Raw genomic sequence first — 23,417 nt, 5'->3', positions numbered from 1 at the left:
CACCGCGGCTCGCGGCCGCGGCGCTCGCGCCGACCCGTCCGACCCCGCGAAGGGCGACGGAGCCGGTGACGAAGTCGGCCCGTGCGACGCCGGCGATGCATCCGCCGCCGGCGCCGCCCGACGGCGTCCCCTCAGCGGCCCCCACCCGAGATGGCCGGCCGCACCTCGATCTCGGCGTCGTCCGGCACCCGCGCATCCGGCGTCAAGAGCCGCTTCTCGTAGATCACGATCACCGACTCGTAGGGCAGGCCGAGTTCGTCCAGGATCTCCTTGACGCGCTTGGGGCCCTTGATCTCGTACACCTTGCGCACGGGGATCGGGACGGTGACCTTCATGGGAAAGCCCCCTTTGCGGGTTCGCCCCTTGCGTGCCCATGATAGCAGCGGCGGCTCGGCAGCGGCAAGGAAGGCGCTGCGGCATGGGCGACATGGCAGAAGCAGGCGGGGTCCAGGGGCTCCTCGAAGGCCCGGATTGCCCGGTGCCTGCCACCCCCGACGGGCGCCCGGCGCGCCGGCGATCCGAGGGCGCGGCATGCCCCCTACCGGGCGGGCGCGGCACGCCGTGGGCAAGCCGCGGAGCGGGACGCGTCGCACCGGGCCGCCTCCGACGCGTCGGGTCCGCCCGTCGCGCGACGGAAGGGGGGCCGGGAAGCGGGATGCCGAGGCGGCCGACAAACCATGGGAGCGGGGTCGTGTAGACGGTGAACCCGACCACCGGGCGGCGCCGATGGGACCGGCTGGGACCGCGCCTGGAGGCGGTCCTGGCGGCCGTCGGCCGCGCCCGGGTGCTGGCCGACGTCGGCACGGACCACGGCTACCTGCCCGCGGCGGCGATCCTGCGGGGCCAGGCGCAACGCGCCATCGCTACCGACCTGCGCCGCGCGCCCCTGGAGGCCGCCCGCCGCGTGGTGCGGGCAGCCGGCGTCGAGGGGGCGGTCGAACTCCGCCAGGGGGCGGGGCTCGAGCCCCTGGCGCCCGGCGAGGCCGACGCCGTGGTCGTCGCCGGACTCCACGGCAAGACCATCGCCGCCATCCTGCGGGACGGCGCGCCGCGGCTCCTCCCCGGCACCCGGATCGTCCTCCAGCCGACGCGCGGCGCCGACGCCCTGCGCCTGCCGGCGCTGGCAGCGATCCCCCGGGCAGCCTCCCCGGCGCCAACCGCCGGTCCCGCCGGCCGCGACAGCGGGGCCGGGCATCCCCCGGCGCCGCCTGGCCGATGGACCCTCTGGATCGCGCTCGAGGGCGAGGGGTTGGTCACCGAGGGGCGCCACACCTACGTGGTCATCCGCGGCCGGGTCGTCGGCCGCGGCGTGCTGCCGCCGGGCGAGGGAGGGGGACCGACGGGCGGCGGAGCGGCAGCGTCCCCGCACCCGAAGGGGGAGCCTGCACCGGCAGAGGCTTGGTTCGACATCTCGGACGAACCTGCGTTCGTCTGGCTGTGGGACGGCGCCACCTCGGCGGCGGCCCTGGCGCTGGCCGCCCTGGCGCGCCGCAGCGGCGTGGACCCGCGGGAGGCGGTGGCGCGCGTCGGCCCTGCCCTGCTGGTCGCGGAGCGGGGCGGGCCGCACCCGCAGCTGGCGCGATGGTTGGACGAGCTCGGTCGACCGTGGCGGCGCGCCCTGCAGATGAACCCAGGTTCGACGCAACGGGCGGTGGCGTCTCGCCGGCGCGCGGCGGCATGGCTCGCCTTCCTCCGCGAGGTGGGGCGGCTGGCGGGGGTGGCCGACGCGACGCCCGCGCCGAACTAGCGCGGGACGCACCAGGGGGCGGGCCGCACCGAGGACGGGCAGGGACGGGCGAGGAGGGTTGCGTGTGGGCGAGGGCCCGTGGCGACTGCACACGGACGGCGCGGCGCGGGGAAACCCGGGGCCGGCCGGCATCGGCGTCGTCCTCATCGATCCCCATGGCCAGGTGGCGGAGCAGCTGGCGCGCTACATCGGCACGGCCACCAACAACGTGGCGGAGTACACGGCGCTGATCGCCGGCCTCGAGCGGGCGCTGGCGCGCGGCGCGCGCCGCCTCGACGTGTACTCCGACAGCGAGCTCATGGTGCGTCAGCTCAACGGCGAGTACCGCGTCAAGCACGAGGGGCTCAAGCCCCTCTACCACCGGGTGCGGGAGCTGGCCGCGTGCTTCGACGCCGTGCGGTTCATCCACGTGCCGCGGGAGCGCAACCGGGAGGCCGACCGGCTCGCCAACCGCGGCATCGACCAGGGGGCCGCGCCCGGATAGGGCCGACGGGCACGGTGGGCGGGCGCGGCGGGGACGGGATCCGGCGGCTGGTTCGTCCCGACGGAGCTGGCGCGGGGCCACCTTGAGCGCGGCGGTCCGGATCCGTAGAATGGCGGTGGTCATCCCGCTACAACTCCAACCGGTTTGTGTGGGTCGAGTCAGCCGGGTGATCGCGGGCGCAGGGCCGCAAGGCCGCGTCCGAGGAAAGTCCGGGCTGCGCAGGGCACGGTGCTGGGTAACGCCCAGCGGGGGCGACCCCCGGGAAAGTGCCACAGAAACATACCGCCGGCGGGTCGGCGCGCGCGGCGTCGCGCCGCGCGGCGGCCGGCCGCCGGTAAGGGTGAAACGGTGCGGTAAGAGCGCACCAGCGGCCAGGCGACTGGCCGGCTAGGCAAACCCCACCGGCAGCAAGGCCGAGTAGGAGGGCGATGAGGTGGCCCGCTGAGCCCTCGGGTTGGCCGCTTGAGGCCCCGGGCAACCGGGTGCCCCAGATAGATGATCACCCTCGACAGAACCCGGCTTACAGGCTGACTCGGCCCCTCTTCGTTTCGTCGCGCCGTCGCCCCGCCGCCGGCGGCTCGGCGCACCGACGCCCGGCGGCCGGAGCCGGGATCGGGCTGGCCCCGGGCCGGGCGGGTCGTGGGCCCTCGTCCCGGGGCGGCAGGAGGCGTGCAACCGGAGCTTTGGCTCACGTTTGACAGTGCGTAGTGCCATGCCGCGCGATGACCGCTGCTCGACGTGAGCCAGCCCGAGCGACGAACCCCGCCGGCGGGATCGGCGGGATAAGGATGAGCTAGCCGCGCCGGTCCGGCCCAAGTCCCACTCCGGGGTGATGCGCCAGCTCCGGACCCTGGGAGCGGAAGGCCGCCGGGCCGAGGGCATGATCGGCCCGGCGGCCGGACGCAGACGGCCCCCGGTGCGGTTGGGCGAGGCGCGCCCGCTCATGCGGCGGCCCCGCCGCAGGGAGCGGGAGATACGGCCCCGGGCTTGGGCCCGGGGATCGGGAAGGCGGCTTGCGCCGCCCCGGCCTTGCCGGCCGGAAGGAAGGAGGATGCCGCCATGCGGCGCATTCCCGTGCTCTCCCGCCGGGGAGAGCCGCTCATGCCGTGCCGGCCCGACCGGGCCCGGCACCTGCTCAAGCGAGGCAAGGCGAAGGTCGTCTGGCTCGACGGGACGATCTTCGCCTTGAAGCTGACGTACGATCTGCCGAACCCGGCGGTCCCGGGCCTTTGGGCCGGGGACGATCCAGGCGGCAAGACCCGGGTGCTGAGCGTGGTTCTGCCGCGGGCCCGGCGGCGCCCGGAAGAGGTGCTGGCCGTGGAGATCCCCGTGCCCCAGGGCGAGGTGCGCCGGCGGCTCGAGCAGCGGCGGGGCTACCGCCGGCTGCGGCGCTACCGGTTTCGCGGCCGGTCCGCCCGCTTTGCCAACCGGCGGCCGCCCCAGTGTTGGGTGTGCGGCCGCAACGCCCGCCCGGGGACGGACAGCTGCCGCCACCACCGCGGCACGCCGCGCACGGGCTTGCCCGGGGTGGCGCCGTGGCTTCCGCCCTCGGTCAGGGCGCGGGAGGACGTCCTGCTCCGCGTGCTGGCGAAGCTGCAGGCGTTTCTGCCCATCCGGCGGGTGACCGTGGAGGTCGGGCGGTTCGACCTGCAAAAGCTCCGGGACCCCGACATCGGGGGCGAGGCGTACCAGCGGGGCCCGCGCTACGGGCACGACAGCACCCTGGCGGCCCTGGTGGCGGCCTACGGTGATCGGTGCGCCTACTGCGGCGGCCCGGGGCCCTTGACCATCGACCACGTTCTGCCCCGGAGCCGCGGGGGGACGAACGCCTGGGAGAACCTGCTGCCGGCCTGCCGGGCATGCAACCAGGCGAAGGGGAACCGGACGCCGGAGGAGTGGGGCGTCCGGCCCCGGGTTCGGCCCAAGCCCCTGGGCAAGGCCTTCCGGATGGCGACCTGGATCCAGCAGGGGAAGGGCTATCTGCTCTGGCGGCTCCGGCAGATGGGCCTGGAGGTGCACACCACCTTCGGCGCCTACACCGCCTGGGCCCGCAAGGTGCGGGGTGCCGCGAAGAGCCACTTCACCGATGCGGGCCTGATTGCCCTAAGTGAGTACCCCAGCGCGGAACCGCCGGAGGTGCCGCTTGCGGGCCTTCGCCTTGCGGCCCGGCCCGCGGCCTTTCGGCCGCGGCAAGCCTTCAAGGCCGAGCGTTACCCGGAGGCCCGGCGGCCCCGCCAGGCGGTGCGGCTCTCGTCGGGGTGGGCCCGACCGGTGCGGGTCAACGCCGGCGTGCGCCTTGGCCCCAGGCCGCAGGTGCTCCGGGCAGGGATGCGGCGAGGCGTGCCGCGGACGGAGCTGGTGGCCTGCGGGGACCTGGTCTGGCTGGAGGGCGAGGGGCGGCCGGTGGTCGTGACCGCCATCAAGAGCCGGGGCACCGTTGCCTGCGTTCGTCCCGATGGGGCCGTGACGGAGGTGAGCGCCCGGCGGATCCGCAGGCACCGGCCGCGGCCGGGTATCGTGCTGTGGGCGAGAAGGAGCGGTGCCCGATAAGCCGCCTCCTCCCAGCGTCCTTGTCGTGCCACGCAAGACCGCGATCCCCGGTCGTAATGCCACGCAAAGAATCCAAGCGTCATGCGGGTTCGTCGGGATCGCTGTCAAAGGCAAGTTTGGGGGAGATGCCCGTGCCGGGCCCCATCCACGGGCAGGGCGACGGCGCCGGACCCGGCGGGCCGGGTTCGTCCGCTCCAGCGACGCCGCCGCTTTCCCTGCCATGCCGTTCGCTGTGGCGCCGTCACCACCGGCCCGAGGATCCGGATCGCTTCCTCCAGGCGTTGCGCGACGAAGCCCGGCGCCGCCGGGCGCAAGGCGCCGAGGCCTTGGAGTTCCACGCCGACGCCTGCGTGCTGGACCCGCGCTACGCGGTCCCCGCCCCCTGGGCCGAGGCGGCGGCGATCCTGGCGGCCGAGGGGCTGGCGGCCACGGTCCACCTGCCCTACGCATGGCCCGACCTGACCGCGCTGGATGCCGCCGTGTGGGAGGGCAGCGTGACCTCCGTGGTCACCGCGCTCCGGGCCACCGCGCCCCTGCGGCCCCAGCTGGCCGCCGTCCATCCCGCGAACCACGCCACCCAAGCGCTGGTGCAGGCCACCCCTGCGGCCGACCGGCCCGCCCTGCTGGACCGGCTGGCCGCGCGCCTGGTGGCGGCGCTCCGGCGGATCCTGGCGGAGGCTCCGCCCGAGGGTGCCGGCGCCGTCGCCCTGGAGAACCTGGAGGGCGTGCCGTGGCCGCTCTTCGAGGCGGTTTGCCGGGAGGCCGGGGTCGCCGTCTGCCTGGACGTCGGCCACGCCATCAGCAACGGCGACGACCCCCTGGTCCTGTGCGCCCGCGTGGGGCCTCGGCTGCGCGGCGTGCACCTCCACGACGCCGTGCCCCCGCCGGTCCCGGCGCGCGCGGCGCCGCCGATGGCGGTCCAGCCCGGCCCGCCGACCGCGGGACGAACGCCGCCGGAGCCGGGGGCGGGGGCGGGCAGGCTGGGGCGGGCCCACCTGCCCCTGGGCGCAGGCCACCTGCCGCTGCGGGCGCTGGTGGCGGTGCTACGGGGCGCAGGCTTCCGGGGCCCCGTGGTGCTGGAGCTCGACGACGAGGAGGCGCTGCAGGCCTCCGCGGCGCGCTGGCGGGAGGCGGCCAGCTCGTGACCCAGGCGGCGCGTCACGGAGGCGGCGCGGCTGTGACCCAGGCGGCGCGGCTGTGAACGGGGCGGCCAGGCCGTGACCCGAGCGGCCAGGGCCTGAGCCGGAGCGACCAGGGCGTGAGCCGGGGCTCGGCCGTGGCCCGGGTGGGCCGGCGGTGACGCGGTGCGCCGTGACCGAGACGGGTCGTTAGACGGGTCGATCGGGCCGGGCCGGCTAGGCCGTGACGCGATGGGGTGCCTTGTCGCCGCCGGCCGACGGCTGGGGGCTGCGGGATCCGCTGGGGAAGGCGGGCACCCCCTCGAGCCACAGCGCCAGCCGGGGGAAGCGCTCGGCCAGCTTCGCCAGCACCGCCGTCATGGCGAGGCCCCCCAGCCAGTAGACGCCCCAGAGGTCGAGCCGCGGGTCGCCCACGGCGACGTGCAGCAGCAGGGACAGGAGCGGGAACGCCAGGCCCACGTGGAAGCCCAGCACCACCATGGAGTGCCGCCCCAGGTAGCCGAAGACGGCCCGCGGGAGGGGCCACGCGGCCAGTGCCCTCGCCAGCCGCACGGCGACGAGGCAGGCCGCCCAACCGCCGAGGTAGAACCACAGCGGCTCGCCGTAGGCGCGGGTGTTCACCGCCACGGGACCGTTGAGGGCCAGGGCCGCTGCCCAGACCCCCAGGGCCGCGACCAGGGCAGCGGGGTGCTCGAGCCAGTCGCGCCGTGCCGCCTGCCGGAGGAACCAGCCCGCCCAGAAGAAGGGCTGGGCCGCCAGGGCCACGTCCGCCGCCCAGGGCAGGTGCACGCGCTGCCCGATCAGCACCCCCGCGACGCCCGCCCCCAGCGCCGCGACGGCCTGCACCGCCGGAGGACGCCCGCTGACGGCGCGCAGCAGCAGCCAGAACGACAGCTGGCCGCAGAAGGAGGCCGGGAGATACCACAGCGGCAGGTTGAAGGCCATCCAGTCGGCGTGGCTGCTCCCATAGAGCCAGCCCCACACCGGCCGATGCCAGGGGATGGCGGCGGCCGCCGGCTCCAGGGGCCGCCGCACCAGGAGCCAGAACACGAAGGTGAGCAGGCCCGCCGTGGCATACGGGATCAACAGCCGCCGTGCCCGTTGCCGCACGAGGCGCAGGGGTCGCTCGCGGTAGCGATCCCAGTTGAACAGGTAACCGGAGATGAAGAACAGGAAGGGCAACCGGACAGTGCTCAGCGGCCCGTTGAGCCAAGCGGGGAGCGTCGTGTGGCCGAGCACCACCAGGCTGACGCTCAAGCCCCGGGCCACGTCGACCACGGGCAGCCGGCCCGGGACCTGGGCTCGGACGGCCGCGCGGTCGCGCGGGCGGGGACCGGTTCGGTTGGGTGCCTCTGCGTCCTTGCCCATCGTCTTCCTTTATAGCGTTCGAGCCGTGGTCGGACGAAGGCGGCCCGCCGCCATGGGGACCGCTGGCGCGGCGTCCCGCTGGGCCAGGGCGACCATGCGCCACCGGGACGCAGGAAGGCGGCGGGGCACACCGGTGTGCACCGGCGTGCCCCGCCGCGGGGCGACATGGCGACATGACGCGTTCCGGCCCGGGCGGCTTGGCGCCCGGGAGGGTGGGCTTGGCGATCAGCGCCGGCCGCCGCCGTGGCCCCGATCGCTCCCGGGCCGGCGTCCGGGAGATCCCAGCTCCAGCTGGTAGTGGACCGCGGTGCCGGAGTCATCGGGGGTCAGGTGGGTGACCAGCACCAGCTGGCGCTCGGCGTTGCCCCGACCCAGCGTGGCCTGCAAGGCGTTCAGGTCCTCCTGCCCGGGCTTGCTCCGGAGGCGGAAGTCCCGGGCCTGCACCTTGCCGTTGCGCTCGAGGTCGACCACGGTGACCAGGTACTGGACCGGCTGGCCGGTGGCCTCGCCGAGGCTTAGGAAGCCCTCCAGGCTGCTGCCGTCGAACGGCCCGGCGATCACCCGATCCCCCGCCTGGACGGTCACGTTGTCGATGAACCAGCCGTCGTTGCTCGGGTCGTCGTCGTTGCCGGCCACCGCCCAGTCGGTGACGTAGCGGAAGGCGAGGAGGACCCGCCGGCCGTCGTAGGCCGAGAGGTCGAAGGTCTCGTGGCGCCACCCGCCGGACGAACCGGTGAAGCCGGGCAGGTTCTCCCGCACCCGCGGATGGGCGTTGGGATCGACCACGTCGGTGGTGTTGGCGTTGGCCAGGCTGGTCCAGGTGGCGCCGCCGTCGGTGGAGACCTGCACGAAGCCGTAGTCCCACCCGGTCTCGATGTCGTACAGGTGGTCGAAGCGCAAGGTGCTGCCGGAGGCCTGCCGCAGGTCCAGGGAGAGCACCAGCCAGTGGTCGAGCAGGTCACCCGAGCCGCTCCAGAGGGCGTCGCCGTCGCCCCCGGCGGGCGCCGTCACCGCCGTCCACGGGATGGGCAGGTAGTCGTCGCCGTTGAACGCCACCCGCGTGGCGCGGCCGTCGGTGCGGCTCCAGGTGGCGGCGACGTCGGTGGCCCAGCCCGCCACGACGCCGTCGCCGTAGGTGGCCGCATCCAGGTTGACCCCGCCGTGGCTGCCGAACCGCCGGAGGTCGATGCTCGCGAAGGCGTAGCGGTCCGCGGCGCGCTCGCGGCCCGCGGCCAGGATCGCCACCTGGAAGTCCCGGTAGAGGGAGGGGAAGCGATCCCGGACGCCCAGTTCGGCCAGCACCGCGTCCACGCCCCGGCTGCCGTTGGCGGGGTGGGCCACCAGGCGGCGGATCACCTCGGGGCCGAACCGGTCGTGCAGGTACAGCTGGAAGAGGTAGGCGACGCCGTAGTCTGCCAGGATCTGGCGATCGCCCTGGTCGCCCCAGGCGGTCAGCGAGTTCTCCGGGTTGTCCAGGAACCAGTCCACGTGGCTGTCGGGATGCCCGTAGCCGACCAGGAACTCGGCGAAGTCCGAGATGCCCTCGTTGACCCACGTGTCCTCGTCGCTGTCGTAGTCGTCGTGGATCAGGTGCTGGAGCTCGTGGGCCAGGGTGGCCTCATAGAGGTGGGGTCGGCCGGTGGCCGGATCGCGGCGCCAGGGGGCGTCGTCGGGGCCGAGGCGCTGGGCCCAGTCGAAGGCGTCCAGGGTCACGATGTTGCGGTCCATGTACGCCTCGTAGGCCGAGGAGTAGAACCCGGCCACGTAGGAGGGGTAGGTCGGGTCGAAGTAGTTCTCGTCCTTGACGTTCTCCACCAGGATGATGTCGCGGGCCTTGCCGTCGGCGGACGTGTAGTAGCCGGGCGGCACGTAGCCCCATTCGGCCAGCAGCGCCTGGGATCCGTCGTGGACGTCCCACGGGCCGAAGAAGGCCTCCTCCTTGGGGCGGATGTTGTCCTCGTACTCGTCCAGCAGGTAGGCGACCTGCTCGTCGGTGACCTGGACCCGGTCGTTGCGCGGGTCGCCCGCCGGGAAGGCCAGGTCGTCGGCGACCCACACCTCGGCGTGCTCGCTCACGCCGCGCAGGGTGAACACCGTGGGCACGTAGACCCCGCGGGCGTAGTCGAGGGTGAAGAAGGTCCGGCGCGTGCCGGGCACCGGCTCGTACGCGGCGGAGGCGGCGCGCGCCCGCAGGCCCCCCTGGGGCTCGACGCCGACCACCGCGCCCTTACGCTGGACCGGGAAGAGCTTGTGACGGATCTGCGGGCCGACGTCCACCGGTTCGGGGTCGGCGGGGCCGGCCGCCGTGACCGCCGGGGTGCGGGGGCCAGGGCCCTGACCGACGCCGGCGTCGCCTGCGGCCGCCAGGGCGGCGCCCGCGGGAGCCAGGGCGGACCAGCCGGCCACCGCCCACGCGGCCACCGCCAGGGCGACCCACGGGCCGAGGCGGCGGCATCGGGAGCGTCCGGGCCGACGTTCCATCGGGGATCCCTCCTCGCTGCGACCTTGTCCCACCGACCTTGGATTCCCCTTCCACCCCGGCGATCCTCGTTCGAAACGGGACGAAAGGACGCGGGCTGCAGGGGCGATGGCTGGCGAAAGGGGGAGGGGCGCGTCGAGGGATGCCGACGACGGTCGCCGGCTGTCGCTCGCGGCTGCGCAGGGCCCGCCGCAGCGCCCGGCACCCGGTGAGGATGCACCTCCCCGCCGCGCCGAGGGGGCCGCGCCGGGGTCGCCGCCCGGACCCCGCGCCTGCGGGCGGGGCGGGGGCGGGCGGCTCCTCCCCCGCCCACCGCGGCGGGTCGCGCCAGTGCGCTTCGCACCCGGGGGCGGGCGCGGGCTCGCAGGACGTCAGCTTGGGTGCCGCGGCCGCGCAGGCGAGGGGCCGGTTCGTCCGGGAAGAACCGGCCGCCCGGTGGCGGCAGCCCCGAAGGGGCGCGGGCTTCGCTCGCCGCCGCGGGCGTCGCCGCGGGCGGCGTGGGGGCCGCCCGCCCTGCCGGACGGCTCGGGACGGCGAGGGGCCGATGCCCCGGCGCCGCGGGCAGCGAAGGCGGTCTTCCAGCCCGCCCAGGTGGGTCGCACCACCCGCCCGAGGCTCGGGGCGCCGGACGCCGTCGCCGGCGGCGGGGGCGGTGGGCAAGTGCAGGCCGGCGGAGCGATCGACGGAGGCGCGGACGCGGGCGTCGACGAACGGGCGCCGGTCGGCGCGGGTGGCGCGGTCGGGGACGGTGGCGAGCCGATGTCGGCCGGCGCGGGTGGTGCGCTGGGCGGCGCAGGCGAACGGACGGCGTCCCGTTCGGCTGGCGCGACCGGTGCAGCTGGCGCTACCGGTGCAGCTGGCGCGACCGGCCTCAGCGGTGCGGCTGGCGCGGTCGGCGGAGGGGATGCGGGCGCGGTCGGGGAACCGGCCGTGTCTGCACCCCCGCCTGCGGCAGCGGATCCCCCGTCGCGGGCTGCACCGGACCAACGGGCGGGGCGCCGGCGCAGGCGGCGGCTGGGGACGGCGCCACCCCCGCTCCGCCCCTGGGCCGAGCCGTTCCCGACGGGGGCTTCGTCCGCGCCGTCGGTGGGCCCGTGGGCCGGGGAGGGCGCGGCCCTGGCCGCGGTGCCGGTCGCGGCACCAGGGGCGGGCTGGGGCAGGACAGGGCGCGGAGCCCACCGGGGGAGCAGGGGCCGGGGCGGCCCGCCGCCGGGGGCGACGGGCGCCCGCGGCGCCTGCCCCAGGGACGCCGGCCGGGACGGATCCCCAGGGGCGTCCGCGGACGCTTGGCCGGCCGGGGACGGCTCTCCGGCCGGCGGGGGCGCGGAGGTCCCAGCTGGCCCGTCGGCCGGCGCGGCGCCGGGCTTGCCGCCGGCACGAGAGACCCCCGGGCTCGCGGCGCGCATCGTCACCGCGGGCGGCGCCGTCGCGTCCGCGCCGGCCGGCGTCGCGGTGAGGCACCAGCGGCTGACGGCGGCCGTCAAGCTGCCGGCGGCGGCGCCCGCCAGGCCGGCGAGGGCGGCGAGCGCGGCCCACCCCAGCGGCGTCGACGCGGCCCCATGGAGACCCGCCGGGACGGGACCGGCGTCCCAGCGCCCGGTCAGCCCGAGGAGGGCGGCGTGGACGGCCCCGAACAACGCCGCGACGGCGACGGCCAAGGCCAGCTCCCGCGCCGCGGCACCCCACCGGCGCAGGGTCGTCTGCGGGCGGGCGCGGCGGGCGAGGGCACCGCGTCTGCCCGGCACCAGCCAGAGCAGACTGGACAGGATGACGGGCTGGGCCGGGGCTGGCGTCTCGGCCTTGCCGGCCAGCGCCAGCATGATGCCGGTGCGGAGCACGGCGTAGGACGCGGCGGCCGCCGGTGCGTCGGCCGGTCGACGGGTCGACGACGCGGCATGGGCCAGGACCCAGGCGGAGAGGACCACCGACCCCAGGACGAAGGCCGTCGGCGGCAGGCGGTGGACGGGATGGTCCGCGGGCAGGGCGGCGAACTCCCACGGGGCGAGGGCGGCCAGGCCGAGCGCCAGGGCGGCGCCGTGGCAGGTCCAGCGCTGGACCGCGCGCCAGGGGTCGTCGGTGCCCGGCGGGGCGGCGACGTCACCCGCGATCAGGGCGGCGAGGACGGCGGCCATCAGCACCCCGAGCCCGGGCAGCGTCCACAGCTCCGTGCCCAGGGCCGGCAGCGGGGCGGAGCCACTCCCGCCGAGCCACGCGGACGCGGCCAGGCCGTAGCCGGCGAGGCCGATCCCCGCCAGGACGAACCGGCGCGTGCCGCCGGGCGCCGCTCTGGGGCGGGCGGGTGCGGCGTCGGGACGGCCGCGCGCGGCGTCGGGGCGGGGAGGTGCGGCGTCGGGACGGCCGGGTTCAGCGTCGCGGCCGCAGGGTGCGGCGTCGGGACGGCCGCGCGCGGCGTCGGGGCGCGGAGGTGCGGCGTCGGGACGGCCGGGTTCAGCGTCGCGGCCGCAGGGTGCGGCGTCGGGACGGCTGGGCCGTCCCGACGCCGCGGCGGCTTCGCTGCGGTGGGACAGGCGGCCCGCGACGGCTTGGGCCGCCCACCGCACCGCCAGCAGCCCGAGCCCCGCGGCGGGCAGGGCCGCCCCAACGGCCAGCAACGGATGCCGGGAGGGCGGGGCGCCCGGGTCGCGCACGGCGGCGGCGAGGCTGAGGTAGAGCCCGACCACCGCCAGGACCGCGCCGGCGGCGGCGAACCACCCCCAATCCGCAGCGGGCGCCTTCCGTCGCTCCGATGTCCTCGCCCGGGAGCGATCCGCCAAGGGGACGAGGACCAGGGGTAGGGCCTCGCCTGCCGCGTCGCCGCGGGGGGAGGGGACGGCGGACGCGCGGTGCACCGGGAGCCGGCCCCCGCCGTCCGCGCCGCGCGGCCCCGGCGGGCGCAGGGCGGCCCCGCGGGTCCCGGCCGGGACGGCGGGGTCGGGCGCCCAAGGGTCTTCGGCGATGGGAGCGGGTGGGCCGTACGGTGTCACGGCGATCCCTCCTTCGGGGCCGCGAGGCCTGTGGCGTTGCCCTGCCCGGCGGCGGCTCCCACGGCCCTCGCGGCGACCAGCCCGCGGTCGGTCGGACGGCAGGTCGGCCGGCACCGGCCGACGGCCGCCCCCGTACCGGCGGCCGGGTCGACGGCCGTCGTAGCCATGCTATGCAGGGGCTCGGGCGGACATGGCAGACGGGGCACTCTTCGTGGCGGCGGACTCGCGGGGCGGTTTGACCGGGGCCCGGGCGGACATGGCAGAGAGGGGCTCTGCGGTTCCAGCTCTGCGGTTCCAGGCAGTGACAGGAGGAGTGGCCGCTCGCGGCGGGGAATGAGGCAGCCGGGAGGAGGGAGGACGTGGCGGCGATCCTCCGCTTGGTGTTGTCGGTGGTGGTCTGGCTTGCGGGGCTGACCGCGACCCGCGCCGTGCTGGAGCCGGTGGTTCGCCAGGGCGGCGAGGCCTTCCCGCAGCTGGCCTGGCCGGCCTTGGCGGTGGCCCTGTTGGGGGCGACCGGGGCGTACGGCATCCTGGCCATGGGTTGGGGCCGGTGGATGGACGGCCGGAGTGCCTGGCTGCGGATCCCCGTTGCCGTGGTGTGGGCGGGGGTGGCGGCGTTGGCCCTCCTGGCCGCCGTGCGCGGCATCGTCCGCGTCGACCCGGCGACCGGTGCCGCGCCCACGGCCCCGGCGCTCCTGCTGGCGCTGCTCGGCTCCCAGCCCGCGTGGGCCGCGGGGCTGCTGCTGGCCCTGGCCGGCGCGACCCTGGGCGCCCGGCCGCCGGAGCGGCGCCGGCGCCTGGGTGGGGGGCCGCCCCGCTTCGGCTGAGCGGTGCCGCGTTCGTCCGCGCGGTCGACGCCATGCGCGGTCCACTCGACGACGCGACCCGCGCGAGGCCGTCAACGCAACCAGCGGATCCGCCCCAGCGGCCAGAAGACCAGCACCGCCCGGCCGTCCAGCCGGTCCACCGGCACGGGGCCGAAGGAACGGCTGTCGTAGCTGCTGGGGCGGTTGTCCCCGAGCACGAACACGGTCCCCGGCGGCACCTCCAGGGGCGGCAGGTCCGACCGGTCGTCGTACACCACGTAGGGCTCCTCCAGGACCACGCCGTCGCGGATCACGCGGCCGTCGTCCAGGGCGACGACGGAGCCGGGGCCGGCGATCACCCGCTTGATGTACTCGCCGCCCGGCTGCTGGGGCGGGCGGAAGACCACGATCTCCCCCGGCTGGGGTTCCCGCCAGCGGATGCCCAGCTTCACCACCAGCACGCGCTCGCCGTGGTGGAGGGTGGGCTCCATGGAGTGCCCCTGCACGACGAAGGACTCGGCCACGAAGGCGCGGATCGCCAGGGCCAGCAGCAGGGAGAGGACCAGGGTTTGCAGCAGTTCCATGAGAACGCGTCCTAGCGTGCGGAATCGGGCCATGAACGACGCTCCAATGCGGGGACCGGACCTGGAGGCGGTCCGCTCCCGGCTGATCCATTGGTATGACCGTCACCGCCGAGATCTTCCCTGGCGGCGCACCCGGGATCCCTACGCCGTGCTGGTGTCGGAGGTCATGCTCCAGCAGACCCGGGTGGAGACGGTCCTGCCATACTACGTTCGCTTTCTCCAGCGATTCCCGTCGGCCTCCCATCTGGCGGCGGCCTCCGAGGACGAGGTGCTCCGCCTCTGGCAGGGGCTGGGCTACTACCGCAGGGCCCGCCAGCTGCACCAGGCGGCCCGCGTCCTGGTGGAGCGTTACGGCGGGCAGGTTCCTCCGGATCCCGAAGCCGTCCGGGCGCTGCCCGGGGTCGGCGACTACACCGCCGGCGCGGTCCTGAGCATCGCCTTCGACTTGCCCGTGCCCGCCGTCGACGGCAACGCCCAGCGGGTCCTCGCCCGGGTGTTCGGCGTGGACGAACCGGCCGACCAGGCGGCCGGGCGGCGGCGGTTGCACGACCTGGCGCGGCGCCTGGTGGACGGGCCGCGGCCCGGGGCGCTCAACCAGGCGGTGATGGAGCTGGGCGCCACGGTGTGCCGCCCCCGGCGGCCCGGCTGCGGCGACTGCCCGCTGGCGGAGCTGTGCGTCGCCGCGCGCACCGGCGACCCCGAGGCCTGGCCGGTGCGGCGGCGCTCCGGCCGCTGGGTGGAGGAGGACGTGGCCATCGCCTGGTGCCGGGTGGACGGGCGGGTGGCGGTGGTGCGGCGGCCGCAGGAGGGGTTGCTCGCCGGGCTGTGGGCGCTCCCGTACACGCGCCGGCGGGACGGGGAGGGGTGGCTTGAGGCCCGGGACCGGCTGGCGGCGGCCCTGGAGGCGGCCGTGGGACGACCGCTGCGTTGGCGGCGCGCGACCCTCCAGGGACGGTGGGACTTCAGCCATCGACGGTGGCACTGGCGCCTGTTCCTGGCGGACGACGCCGGGGAACGCCCCGAGGGGCCAGCCGGCGGACCGGCGGGTGGGCGGGGCCGGCTCCAGGGTGGGTGCGGGGCGTCGCGGCCGGCTGGCCGGCCGGCGACGGGGGACCCCTCCACCGCGGACGAACCGGCCCCGCCCCGGGTGCCGACGGGGTCCGACGGGGCGGCGGTGGCCGAGGGCCTCGCCCCGTGGGGTTCCGCGGGCGAAGGGGGGGAGCCGTCGCCGTCGCCGGCGCCGGCGCGGCCGTTGCGGGCGTGCGCCGCGGCGACCGCGGAGTGGGCGGCGGAGACCATCACCTGGGTTCGGCTCGCGGACCTCGAGCGGCTGGCAATGGCCTCCCTCGACCGCCGGGTCCTGGCGGCGGTGGCAGGGCGGGGCGAGGGAGGGCCGCGGGGCGCCGGCGCCGGGGCCGCGGAGCGCCGGGACTGAGGCGCGGGCGCCCGGGATGGGACGGGCCGGCGGGAGGAGCGGCGGCGGTGTTGCGGACGCGGGCAGGCCCAGGGCCGGCCGTGGCCTCGCCTGGCCCGAACCCCGGCCCCGAGGGGCGGCCAGCGGGCGCAGGCCCAGGGCCGGCCGTGGCCGGTGCCGTCCGCGGCCGCTGGGCGCGGGCCACCGGGGCAAGGAGCGCGCCTCCACCGGATCCCGCGGGCCGGCGTCCGCCGGCGAGGTGGCCGGCGGACGCCGGCCCGGCCGTCGGCCGTCGTAACCGCGCGGGCTCATGCGGCCCGCGCGGTCGGGTCCGCCATGGCGGCGCGGCCCGCCCGGGCTGGTTCGCTGCGGCGGCGCGATCCGGCCGGGCTGGTCCGCTGCGGGATTGCGATCCGGCCGGGCTGGTCCGCTGCGGCGACTCGGCCCGCCCGGGCCGGTCCGCTGCGGCCGCGGCCCGCCGTCATGGGGCGGCTCGCTGGCACGCGGCGGATCGCCCGGTTGCCCGGCAGGCGACGGGGCCGGCGATGCCGGCCCCGTCGCCTGCGGAGCAGGGGGTTGCCCTGCCCGGGTCCCGTCGCCTGCCGGGGAGGGCAACCCCTGCCCGCGCCCCATCGCCTGTCGGGCGATGGCTGCCCTGCCCTACCACATCTCCGCCATCCGCCGCCGGATCTCGCCCTCCTCGGGGAACCGGCCCGTCTCCGCCTTGTTGAAGACCTCCCGATCCCCGGCGGTGACGATGAACCGGCCGCCCGACGAGGGGACCAGCGTCACCGAGGCCACGCGATCCGGGTACGCGGCGAGGATCTCTTCCGCCACACGGGCGGCTCGCGGCAGGTACCCTCACGACGTGCAGTACTCGATGCGCACCGGGATGCGTTCGTCCACCGTAGACCCCCCTCGCCTTCCCGGGGCTCGGACCGCGGCCGGGCCGCAACGACGGCCCGTCGCCGGTGCGCGGTGTCCCGGGACCTGGCCGCCGGCCGGTTCGGTCCCCGACCGGGACCCTGCCCCACCCGCCCCCGGGGATCCGGGCTGCCCTTGGGGCGTCGGGATCCGGGCAGGGCCGTGCGCCGGCCAGCCAGAGCCGCCCCCCGGCTCCTGGCGCGGGGCTGCCCGCATCGGACGGGGCACCGGGGATCTCACGGGACACCGGGACCGGGTCGCGCGCACCGCGTGCAGCAGGCCCGTCCACCCCGGTCATGCTCCATGCCCTACTCTACCACTTCCCGGGGATCGGGCGGGATGGACCGGTCGGAGGGCGGGCTCAGAGGATGCGCTTGCCGAAGGCTGAGGCGATCAGGGCCACCGCCACCTCGGCGGTGCGGTTCAGCACGTCGCGGATCGGGTTGACCTCGACGACCTCCATGCCGGCCAGCAGGCCGCTCTCCGCCACGATCTCCATGGCCAGGTGGGACTCGCGGTAGGTCAGCCCGCCGACCACCGGCGTGCCCACCCCCGGCGCCACGTCGGGGTCGACCACGTCCACGTCGAAGCTGACGTACAGCCGCCGCACCCCTTCGCCGTCCAGGTGCTGGAGGGCGCGGCGGGTGACCTCCGCGATCCCCAGCTCGTCGATCTGCTGCATGGTGTAGGTGACGATGCCGCTCCGGCGCAGCTTCTCCCGTTCGCCCGGGTCGACGTCCCGCAGGCCGATCATCACCAGGCGCCGGGCGGGCAGGTACCGCGGCAGCCAGCGGGTGTGGGCCAGCAGCTCGGGCGTCCCATGGCCGACGATGCACGCCACCGGCATCCCGTGGACGTTCCCCGATGGGGTGGTGGCCGGGTCGTTGAAGTCGGCGTGGGCGTCGAACCAGAGCACCCCCAGGTCGTCCCAGCCGGCGGCCAGCAGCCCGCCGATGGTCCCCACGGCCAGGCTGTGGTCGCCGCCCAGCACCAGCGGCACCCGCCCCTCCCCCGCCAGGCGCGCCACCCGGTCGGCCAGGAGCCGCCACACCGGTTCGATGGCCTCGATGTGCTTGAGGCGCGGGTTGCCCGCATCCAGGCTCTCGGCCACCGGGACCTCCAGGTTGCCCAGATCGCGCACCCGATGCCCCACCTGGCGCAGCGCGTCGGTCAGCCGCGCGTAGCGGATGGCGCTGGGCCCCATGTCGGTTCCCCGGCGGCTGCTCCCGAGGTCCATGGGGACGCCGAGGATGCCCACTTCCAAGGGCTCCATCCCCCTTCGTCGCCGTCTTCCCCGTGGTGCGGAGCTCCGGGGACATTATGGCACATTCCCCCCGGCCCACCGGGGCATGCTCTCCGCGGACAACCGCGACGGAGGAGGCCGTGCCATGGAGAACGCCGGCGTGCTCCTGATCCTCGGGTTGCTGGTCGTCGGGGTCCTCGCCCTCTGGGCCATCAACCCCGCGGGCACCCGGGCGGGTCTGCCCACCGACGTCCCGTCGCGCCCGCGTCCGGTGCCCGGCCGTCCCGTGAACCCCCGGCGCCCCACCCTGGGCGGCGACACCTTCACGGCGGCGGAGAACGTCCTCACCGGGGGGGACGAACCCGGCCGTTCCGCCGGGGGCGCGGACGCGACGCGCCGGGAGGCCGACGACGGGCGCGGACGCGCGGACGAGGACGGTCATTCAGCCTAGCAGAGCACGGCAGGATCGCTGTGGCCGCCCTTGAACCGCGAAGCCCCGAGTCCTTCGCCTGGGCCAAGAGCTCCGGGAAGCCCCGAGTCCTTCGCCTGGGCCAAGAGCTTCCGGGCGACCCCCCGCTGTCCTCGCGTGCACACCCGCCACTGGAACATGGCATAAGGGAGTTTGTCGTGCTTTAGGGCCTGCAAACCGCAAGCCCCGCTGCGTACCGGCGCGGACCTGGCCGGCTTCGACCGGGACCGGTCCCGCCGGTGGCTCGCCCACTGGGCCGACCGGGAGCTGACCCGCCTGCTGTGGGAGAATCTTTTTGCAGCAAATGTGCATACTCGATGTTGAACCGTTCTATTGCAGTCACCCTGGAGGGTGGTACAATGGCGGCGACAAGGATGAAAAGGGGGCGGCGAGCCGTGGCGGTCGTACGGGTGCAGGGCCGAGGCCAGCTGACGCTCCCCGCAGCCTTCCGCAAGGCGGTGGGCATCAAGCCTGGGGATGTCCTGCTTCTGGAAGAGCGGGGCCCGGGACACTTTGAGGTGCGCGTGCTCTCGCGACGGTCCCTGCTGGACTTCCCGCGGGTCGACGTCGCGGGGTTCGACATGCGCTCGGCCCGGGAGGAGATGGAGCGCGCGCTGGCCGCCGAGGCCATCGAGACCCCGCAAAACCGCAGCAATGGCGCCCGTCGCGAGGTGGCCGTAACACGCGATGCCTAGCCGACCAGGAGCGGTCTGGCTCGACAGCAACATCTTCATCCACGCCCAGCTGCGGGATGCCCACAGCGAGGCCTGCCGGAAGGTGCTCGCCGCGCTCGAAGCGGGCACGATCGAAGGTTGGGTCGATGCGACGGTGCTCCACGAGGTCGCCTACGTGCTGACCCGGCGCTTTGGATGGTCCCGCCACGAAACGGCCGAGTACCTACTGCTCATCCTCAGCGCCCCGGGAGTGCGTACCGTGCACCCTCAGGAGGCCCTCGAGCAGGCCGTCACCTTCTGGATGCGCTCCGACAAGGCCTTCGTCGACTGCCTGCTGGCTGCCCTGGCGGAGGATCAGGGCGGGGCCGTCTGCACCGTGGACGCGGACGACATCCTCGCATTGGGCGCCAAGGCCGCCACACCGGACGAAATCGTCTGATCTGCCGATCCGGGCGAACGGAGGCTCTTTTCCTGTGAGCCTTCTCCCCGAGAGGGCTGAACAGCACTTGGAGACGAAGCGGGTCGAGCGGGGCATGCAAACCGCAAGCCTCCTCGAGTACCGCCACGACCTGGCCGACTTTTGCCGCTGGCTGGCCGGTCGGCAGGCGGGGCCAGGGCGCCTACCATGACTTGCCGGCGTGAGGTCCCGCGCGACGGATCATATTACGACTGCCAGCCTCGGCAAAAGGACACGGGCCTCGGGAGGAGGTGACAGGCCTTGGCTCGTGGGCAGCAGGGCAACCGGCATCTGGTCCCGGGGGCTGCGCGGGCCCTGGACCAGTTCAAGTACGAGGTGGCGCGGGAGCTGGGCATCCAGATTCCTCCCGACGGGTACTGGGGTGACATGCCCACCCGGCTGACGGGTGCCGTGGGCGGCCACATGGTCCGGCGCATGATCGCCCTGGCCGAGCAGCAGCTGGCGCAGCGGGGCGGGACCCTGCCTCCCGCGGACGTGACCCGCGGTGCGCCGGCCCCCGCCTACGGGACGGCCAACTGGCCGGCCGGCCGGGCCGACGCCTTCCAGCCGGCGCCCCGGGTCTGAGCCGTGCCTCCCCCGTCCGTCCCGGCGGGACGGCGGGCGGTGTTCCACCGGTGTCGATCGGCGGAAGGAACGTGGGATCGAAAAGGGGCTGCGGGCCTTGGCGACCATCGACCCGACCTCCGGGCGGGCGGCGGCAAGGCCCGTTTCGCGTGTCGTCGGGATACGGACCGCCGCGCCAGCGGGCCCCGGGCGCCAGGGAGGCGGTCGGAACAGCGGTGACCGCGAAGCGGTCGGGCCACGGCCGCCTGCGGGGCGGTTTCAGGGGCGCAGGATCGGGATCGGCTGCCCTCATCCGCCCCAGGGAGCCACGGTGTACCAGAGCCACGAGGAGAGACGGGCCAGCTGCCCGGTGAACACCAGCACCCCCAGCACCACCAGGGCGGCGCCGCTGGCCCGTTCGATCCACGGCAGGGCGGCACCGCCCCGGCGCAGCCAGCCGGGCTCCAGGCGATCGAGCAGCACGGCCAGGGAGAGGAAGGGCACCGCGAACCCGACGGTGAAGGCGGCCAGCAGCAGCACGCCCTGCCAGACGGTGGCGGTGGAGCTCGCCAGCAGCAGGATCGACCCCAGCACGGGGCCGACGCAGGGCGTCCAGCCCATGCCGAAGGCGGCGCCCATCAGCACGCCCGGCAGGAATCCTCCCGCGCCGCGGGGCGCTGCCCAGCCGACGCGCCACTCCCGCTGCAGCCACCTCCAGCGCAGGATCCCCAGCATCTGCAGCCCGAAGGTGGCGATGAGGACGCCAGCGACCCGCTCCAGCGTGGTACGGTAGGCCACCAGCAGCGCGCCCAAGGCCGAGAGGCTGGCCCCCAGGGCCATGAAGACGAGGCCGAGGCCGACGACGAAGCCCGCCGCGCCGGCGAGGCGCCGGGACCAGGCCCACCGCCGGTGGCCGCCGCCGGCGCGGGGTCCCCGGCCCGGGGCGGGCCGGGGACCCCGCGGGCCGGGTTCGTCCGCCGGTGGGGGGGCGCCGGGGACGTCGAGGCCGGCGGGGGCCGGACCCGTGCCGCCCAGCCAGGCCAGGTAGGCCGGGTAGAGCGGCCAGACGCACGGGGAGAAGAAGTAGGCCATCCCCGCCAGCAGGGCGATGCCCACCGTGACCTGAGCCGCCAACGGCGATTCGGCGCCCGTCATGGTGCGTCCGCCTCCTCGTGGCGCCTCCCACCGCTCGCGCGGGAGGGGCGGGCACGGCGCCCGGCCGCCGCGGGGGAGGGGCGGTGGGGCTTGCGCCCGGCTACCGGCGCGCCCCGTCGGCGATGTCCACCACCGGGGTGGGGACGCCGACGGCGATGCCCGGCTCGCAGCAACGGGTCGTCCACGGCGATCGGGTGCCCATCGAGTCCGCGGACCGGGAGCGCTACGCCGACAGGGATGGCGGAGCGAGTCCGCAAGCGGCGGGCAGGTGCCCATCGCGTTCGCGGCCCGGGAGGGGCGGCGATTCCCTGCCCGACTCCCTGCCCGACGCGGGAGCCGCCGGCGGCCGGCCGGGTTCGTCCGGGGGTGTGGGGGGCCGGGACGCTTCCGGCCCCGCCCGCGCTCCCGGGGCCGGAGGCGTTCAGGCAGCGGGCCGGTCCAGCGCCCCGGCCTCGAGGGCGATCCGCTTGAGCTCGGCGATGGCGTCCTGCACGTAGGCCGGCAGCCAGAGGGCCCGGCACGTCTCCTTGCTCGGCGTGATCGAGCGCATGAAGAGGTGGGTCGTCAAGAAGTCGACGTAGACCCTGCGCCCGTCCTCCGTCCCGAGCTCCACGTACGACGTGTTGGGCGACAGCTCGAACAGGAAGCGGAAGTTGGGCCGCTGGGCGTCGTCGTCGACCCGGGGCGGGCCGAACCGGGCCTCCAGCGCCTCGCGCAGCCGGGCGATGCGCGGTCCCATCTGGCCTTCGGGGGCGTCGTCGACCAGGCGGTCGAAGGCCGTCCCGGTGACGCGGCGCCGCTCGAGCTCCTCGATGGTCTGCCGGAATAGGGTCTCGTCGAGGCGGGCCGAGACGTTCTGCATGGGTCATCCCCTCCGGGCGTCGATTGGTCCCCTCCACCGCGAATTCTACCAATGGCCCCCGGGGGGCAGAAGCCGACGGCCAAGGTCCGGGACCCGCGGATGGGAGGCGGGCCGTCCCCGCGATGCCCGGGTGGGAGGCGCCGCCCGTCCCCAGGTCGCCGCCGGGACCCCCGACCGTGGGGCGGGCACGGCCCCAGGGCCTGCCCTGTGGTAACATGTTCGAACGTGAGCGCGAGCGTCCCCGGCCGCTGCCCCCGGCGGCCGGGGCGTCGCCGGACGACGGCGGTGGCTTCCCGGCCCCCGTCGCCGGGCGAGGACGGTGGCGCGATTGATCGAGGTCCCGGTGGGCAGCTGGTGGTCCCCCCTGGCGGCCGTCGCTTGGGTCGCCCTCCTCCATGCCCTCCCCGTGGCCGTCGGCCTCGCCCTCGCCCGCCGGACTCCCCGCCGCCCCGGCGGGCAGGCCGGTCCAACGGGCGCGCAGGCGACGCCGCGCACGGGGCCGGCCGGCGCCGCGGGCGGTCGCGGCCTGGCCGCTGGATTCTTCACCCACCTGTGGATGGCGAATCTCGTGGCGACGCTCGGGCTCGGCCTCGACGGGCCGGGTTGGCTGCCGGCGGCCTGGTTGCACGCCGCCTTCCTGGGCGCCTTTCTGATCCCGGCGTACCTGGGCTGGATGCGGCCAGGCGGGCGGGTCGGGCGCCGCGTCGGGTGGACGTGGGCCATCGCCCTCGGCCTTGACGGGGCCGCCGGAGCGTGGACCGTACGAGCGGCGCTGGAGACCGGGGGCTTGGCCGTGGGCCGTGCGGTGGCCCTGGCGGCCATGCGGGCGGCGCTGGGATGGGGCGTCGGCCTGCAGCTGGCCGAAGGCCGGCGGCCACCGCGGCGGCGGCTGCTGGCCGCGGGTGTGGTGGCCGGGTTGCCGCCGGTGGTCGCGGCGAGCCTGCCGGCCGATGCCCTCTGGGTGGCGTGGACCCTGGTGCTGCGTGCGGCCGCCGCGGGGCTGATCCTGGCGGGCCTGGCGGGGGGCCGATTGGTGCCCGGGGCGCGCCGGCGCCGCGGCGAGGCGCAGTGGGCCTTCGCCGTCGCCATGGCGGGGGCGATGGCCGTGATGTTCCTCTTATCGCGGTGGTAGGCCGGGTCACGGCGACCGGTCCAGGCGGGCGGTCCGACGGCCGCGTCCTGCAGGCACTCGACTTGTGAAATCCATCACGAAAAACGCAACAAGCCTCCTCCCGGAGGCTTGTTGCGTCTGGGGGATGCGTCACGGGGCGGTGCGGCCGCCCGCGAGAGGGGTGTACCGACAGCGGTTTGACCGCTTATCGGTGGCAACCGGGCCGGGTGTCGTGCCCGGTTGCAAGGCTAAAATAGCAGCCTTGCAGAACGCCGCCCAATCGGGTGGAGGTCGTATCTTGGCCTTCGGGTGAGGACCTGACCGGCAGGGTTGCACGGCGGCGCGAGACCTGCAAGTCGGGCCCTCCGGCACACACCATGGTTCCCGGCGTCGGACCCCGGCG

Annotated in this window: 21 protein-coding genes and 1 other RNA gene; 13 read left to right on the top strand and 9 right to left on the bottom strand. The window is 76.0% G+C overall.

Annotated features, from left to right (window positions below; all coding sequences use genetic code 11):
- Positions 1 to 131: 131 nt before the first annotated feature.
- Positions 132 to 335, bottom strand: coding sequence for a MoaD/ThiS family protein (locus Q5761_RS10620; protein ID WP_135224341.1), 204 nt, complete (start codon positions 333 to 335; stop codon positions 132 to 134).
- Between the two features lie 365 nt (positions 336 to 700).
- Here Q5761_RS10620 and Q5761_RS10615 point away from each other — a divergent pair, with 365 nt between their 5' ends.
- The 5 genes from Q5761_RS10615 (at position 701) to cbiR (ending at position 5,926) form a co-directional block, all read left to right on the top strand.
- On the top strand, positions 701 to 1,747 hold the full coding sequence (locus Q5761_RS10615) for a tRNA (adenine(22)-N(1))-methyltransferase (protein ID WP_318750582.1): 1,047 nt from the start codon (positions 701 to 703) through the stop codon (positions 1,745 to 1,747).
- A 64-nt stretch (positions 1,748 to 1,811) separates the two neighbouring features.
- A complete protein-coding gene (locus Q5761_RS10610) occupies positions 1,812 to 2,231 on the top strand; it encodes a ribonuclease HI family protein (protein WP_243123616.1) in 420 nt (139 codons plus the stop codon).
- A 154-nt stretch (positions 2,232 to 2,385) separates the two neighbouring features.
- Positions 2,386 to 2,770: RNase P RNA component class A (gene rnpB, locus Q5761_RS10605), an RNA gene on the top strand.
- Between the two features lie 520 nt (positions 2,771 to 3,290).
- On the top strand, positions 3,291 to 4,781 hold the full coding sequence (locus Q5761_RS10600; protein WP_318750581.1) for an RRXRR domain-containing protein: 1,491 nt from the start codon (positions 3,291 to 3,293) through the stop codon (positions 4,779 to 4,781).
- Positions 4,782 to 4,906: 125 nt separating this feature from the next.
- On the top strand, positions 4,907 to 5,926 hold the full coding sequence (cbiR, locus tag Q5761_RS10595) for a cobamide remodeling phosphodiesterase CbiR (RefSeq protein ID WP_413084511.1): 1,020 nt from the start codon (positions 4,907 to 4,909) through the stop codon (positions 5,924 to 5,926).
- 210 nt (positions 5,927 to 6,136) lie between these two features.
- On the opposite strand, the gene Q5761_RS10590 is transcribed toward cbiR, so the two are convergent.
- The 3 genes from Q5761_RS10590 to Q5761_RS10580 form a co-directional block, all read right to left on the bottom strand.
- Positions 6,137 to 7,198: an acyltransferase gene (locus Q5761_RS10590; protein WP_318750579.1), complete on the bottom strand. Its 1,062-nt coding sequence runs from the start codon at positions 7,196 to 7,198 to the stop codon at positions 6,137 to 6,139.
- Positions 7,199 to 7,513: 315 nt separating this feature from the next.
- Positions 7,514 to 9,769: an immune inhibitor A domain-containing protein gene (locus Q5761_RS10585; protein WP_318750578.1), complete on the bottom strand. Its 2,256-nt coding sequence runs from the start codon at positions 9,767 to 9,769 to the stop codon at positions 7,514 to 7,516.
- Between the two features lie 369 nt (positions 9,770 to 10,138).
- Entirely contained in the window at positions 10,139 to 12,751 is a 2,613-nt protein-coding gene (locus Q5761_RS10580) for a hypothetical protein (RefSeq protein ID WP_318750577.1), read from the bottom strand.
- Between the two features lie 359 nt (positions 12,752 to 13,110).
- Between Q5761_RS10580 and Q5761_RS10575 the strand changes: the two genes are divergently transcribed.
- Positions 13,111 to 13,578, top strand: a complete 468-nt coding sequence (locus tag Q5761_RS10575) for a hypothetical protein (protein ID WP_318750576.1) — start codon at positions 13,111 to 13,113, stop codon at positions 13,576 to 13,578.
- Between the two features lie 71 nt (positions 13,579 to 13,649).
- Here the strand turns inward: Q5761_RS10575 and lepB are convergent, their stop codons facing one another.
- On the bottom strand, positions 13,650 to 14,141 hold the full coding sequence (gene lepB, locus Q5761_RS10570; protein WP_135224334.1) for a signal peptidase I: 492 nt from the start codon (positions 14,139 to 14,141) through the stop codon (positions 13,650 to 13,652).
- Between the two features lie 31 nt (positions 14,142 to 14,172).
- Between lepB and mutY the strand changes: the two genes are divergently transcribed.
- Entirely contained in the window at positions 14,173 to 15,576 is a 1,404-nt protein-coding gene (mutY, locus tag Q5761_RS10565) for an A/G-specific adenine glycosylase (RefSeq protein ID WP_318750575.1), read from the top strand.
- Between the two features lie 639 nt (positions 15,577 to 16,215).
- Here mutY and Q5761_RS10560 read toward each other — a convergent pair.
- Together Q5761_RS10560 and rocF are read right to left on the bottom strand one after the other, a co-directional pair.
- Positions 16,216 to 16,461 carry a SelT/SelW/SelH family (seleno)protein gene (locus tag Q5761_RS10560; RefSeq protein WP_135224332.1) on the bottom strand — a complete coding sequence of 82 codons (246 nt, stop codon included), beginning with the start codon at positions 16,459 to 16,461 and terminating at the stop codon, positions 16,216 to 16,218.
- 379 nt (positions 16,462 to 16,840) lie between these two features.
- Entirely contained in the window at positions 16,841 to 17,752 is a 912-nt protein-coding gene (gene rocF, locus Q5761_RS10555; RefSeq protein WP_135224331.1) for an arginase, read from the bottom strand.
- 115 nt (positions 17,753 to 17,867) lie between these two features.
- Between rocF and Q5761_RS10550 the strand changes: the two genes are divergently transcribed.
- The 5 genes from Q5761_RS10550 to Q5761_RS10530 all read left to right on the top strand — a co-directional run bounded on the left by Q5761_RS10550 (position 17,868) and on the right by Q5761_RS10530 (position 19,907).
- Positions 17,868 to 18,173 carry a hypothetical protein gene (locus Q5761_RS10550; RefSeq protein ID WP_318750574.1) on the top strand — a complete coding sequence of 102 codons (306 nt, stop codon included), beginning with the start codon at positions 17,868 to 17,870 and terminating at the stop codon, positions 18,171 to 18,173.
- 413 nt (positions 18,174 to 18,586) lie between these two features.
- The gene (locus Q5761_RS10545) at positions 18,587 to 18,886 is read left to right on the top strand and encodes an AbrB/MazE/SpoVT family DNA-binding domain-containing protein (protein WP_318750573.1); all 300 of its coding nucleotides are present in this window, start codon (positions 18,587 to 18,589) and stop codon (positions 18,884 to 18,886) included.
- Positions 18,879 to 19,304 (top strand): PIN domain-containing protein, encoded by a 426-nt coding sequence (locus Q5761_RS10540; protein WP_135224328.1) that lies wholly within the window; start codon positions 18,879 to 18,881, stop codon positions 19,302 to 19,304. The genes Q5761_RS10545 and Q5761_RS10540 overlap by 8 nt, the downstream gene beginning before the upstream one ends.
- A 34-nt stretch (positions 19,305 to 19,338) precedes the next feature.
- The gene (locus Q5761_RS10535; protein WP_167758826.1) at positions 19,339 to 19,494 is read left to right on the top strand and encodes a hypothetical protein; all 156 of its coding nucleotides are present in this window, start codon (positions 19,339 to 19,341) and stop codon (positions 19,492 to 19,494) included.
- Positions 19,495 to 19,583: 89 nt separating this feature from the next.
- Positions 19,584 to 19,907 (top strand): alpha/beta-type small acid-soluble spore protein, encoded by a 324-nt coding sequence (locus Q5761_RS10530; protein WP_135224327.1) that lies wholly within the window; start codon positions 19,584 to 19,586, stop codon positions 19,905 to 19,907.
- 288 nt (positions 19,908 to 20,195) lie between these two features.
- On the opposite strand, the gene Q5761_RS10525 is transcribed toward Q5761_RS10530, so the two are convergent.
- Both Q5761_RS10525 and Q5761_RS10520 read right to left on the bottom strand, forming a co-directional pair.
- Entirely contained in the window at positions 20,196 to 21,041 is an 846-nt protein-coding gene (locus Q5761_RS10525; RefSeq protein WP_318750572.1) for a cytochrome c biogenesis CcdA family protein, read from the bottom strand.
- Between the two features lie 421 nt (positions 21,042 to 21,462).
- On the bottom strand, positions 21,463 to 21,903 hold the full coding sequence (locus Q5761_RS10520) for a hypothetical protein (RefSeq protein WP_135224325.1): 441 nt from the start codon (positions 21,901 to 21,903) through the stop codon (positions 21,463 to 21,465).
- 319 nt (positions 21,904 to 22,222) lie between these two features.
- On the opposite strand from Q5761_RS10520, the gene Q5761_RS10515 reads away from it, so the two are divergent.
- Positions 22,223 to 23,035: a hypothetical protein gene (locus tag Q5761_RS10515; protein WP_318750571.1), complete on the top strand. Its 813-nt coding sequence runs from the start codon at positions 22,223 to 22,225 to the stop codon at positions 23,033 to 23,035.
- Positions 23,036 to 23,417: the final 382 nt, after the last annotated feature.

The sequence above is a fragment of the Thermaerobacter composti genome (assembly GCF_033582035.1).
Taxonomy (GTDB): domain Bacteria; phylum Bacillota; class Sulfobacillia; order Thermaerobacterales; family Thermaerobacteraceae; genus Thermaerobacter; species Thermaerobacter composti.
This window is presented reverse-complemented; position numbering and strand designations above follow the sequence as displayed.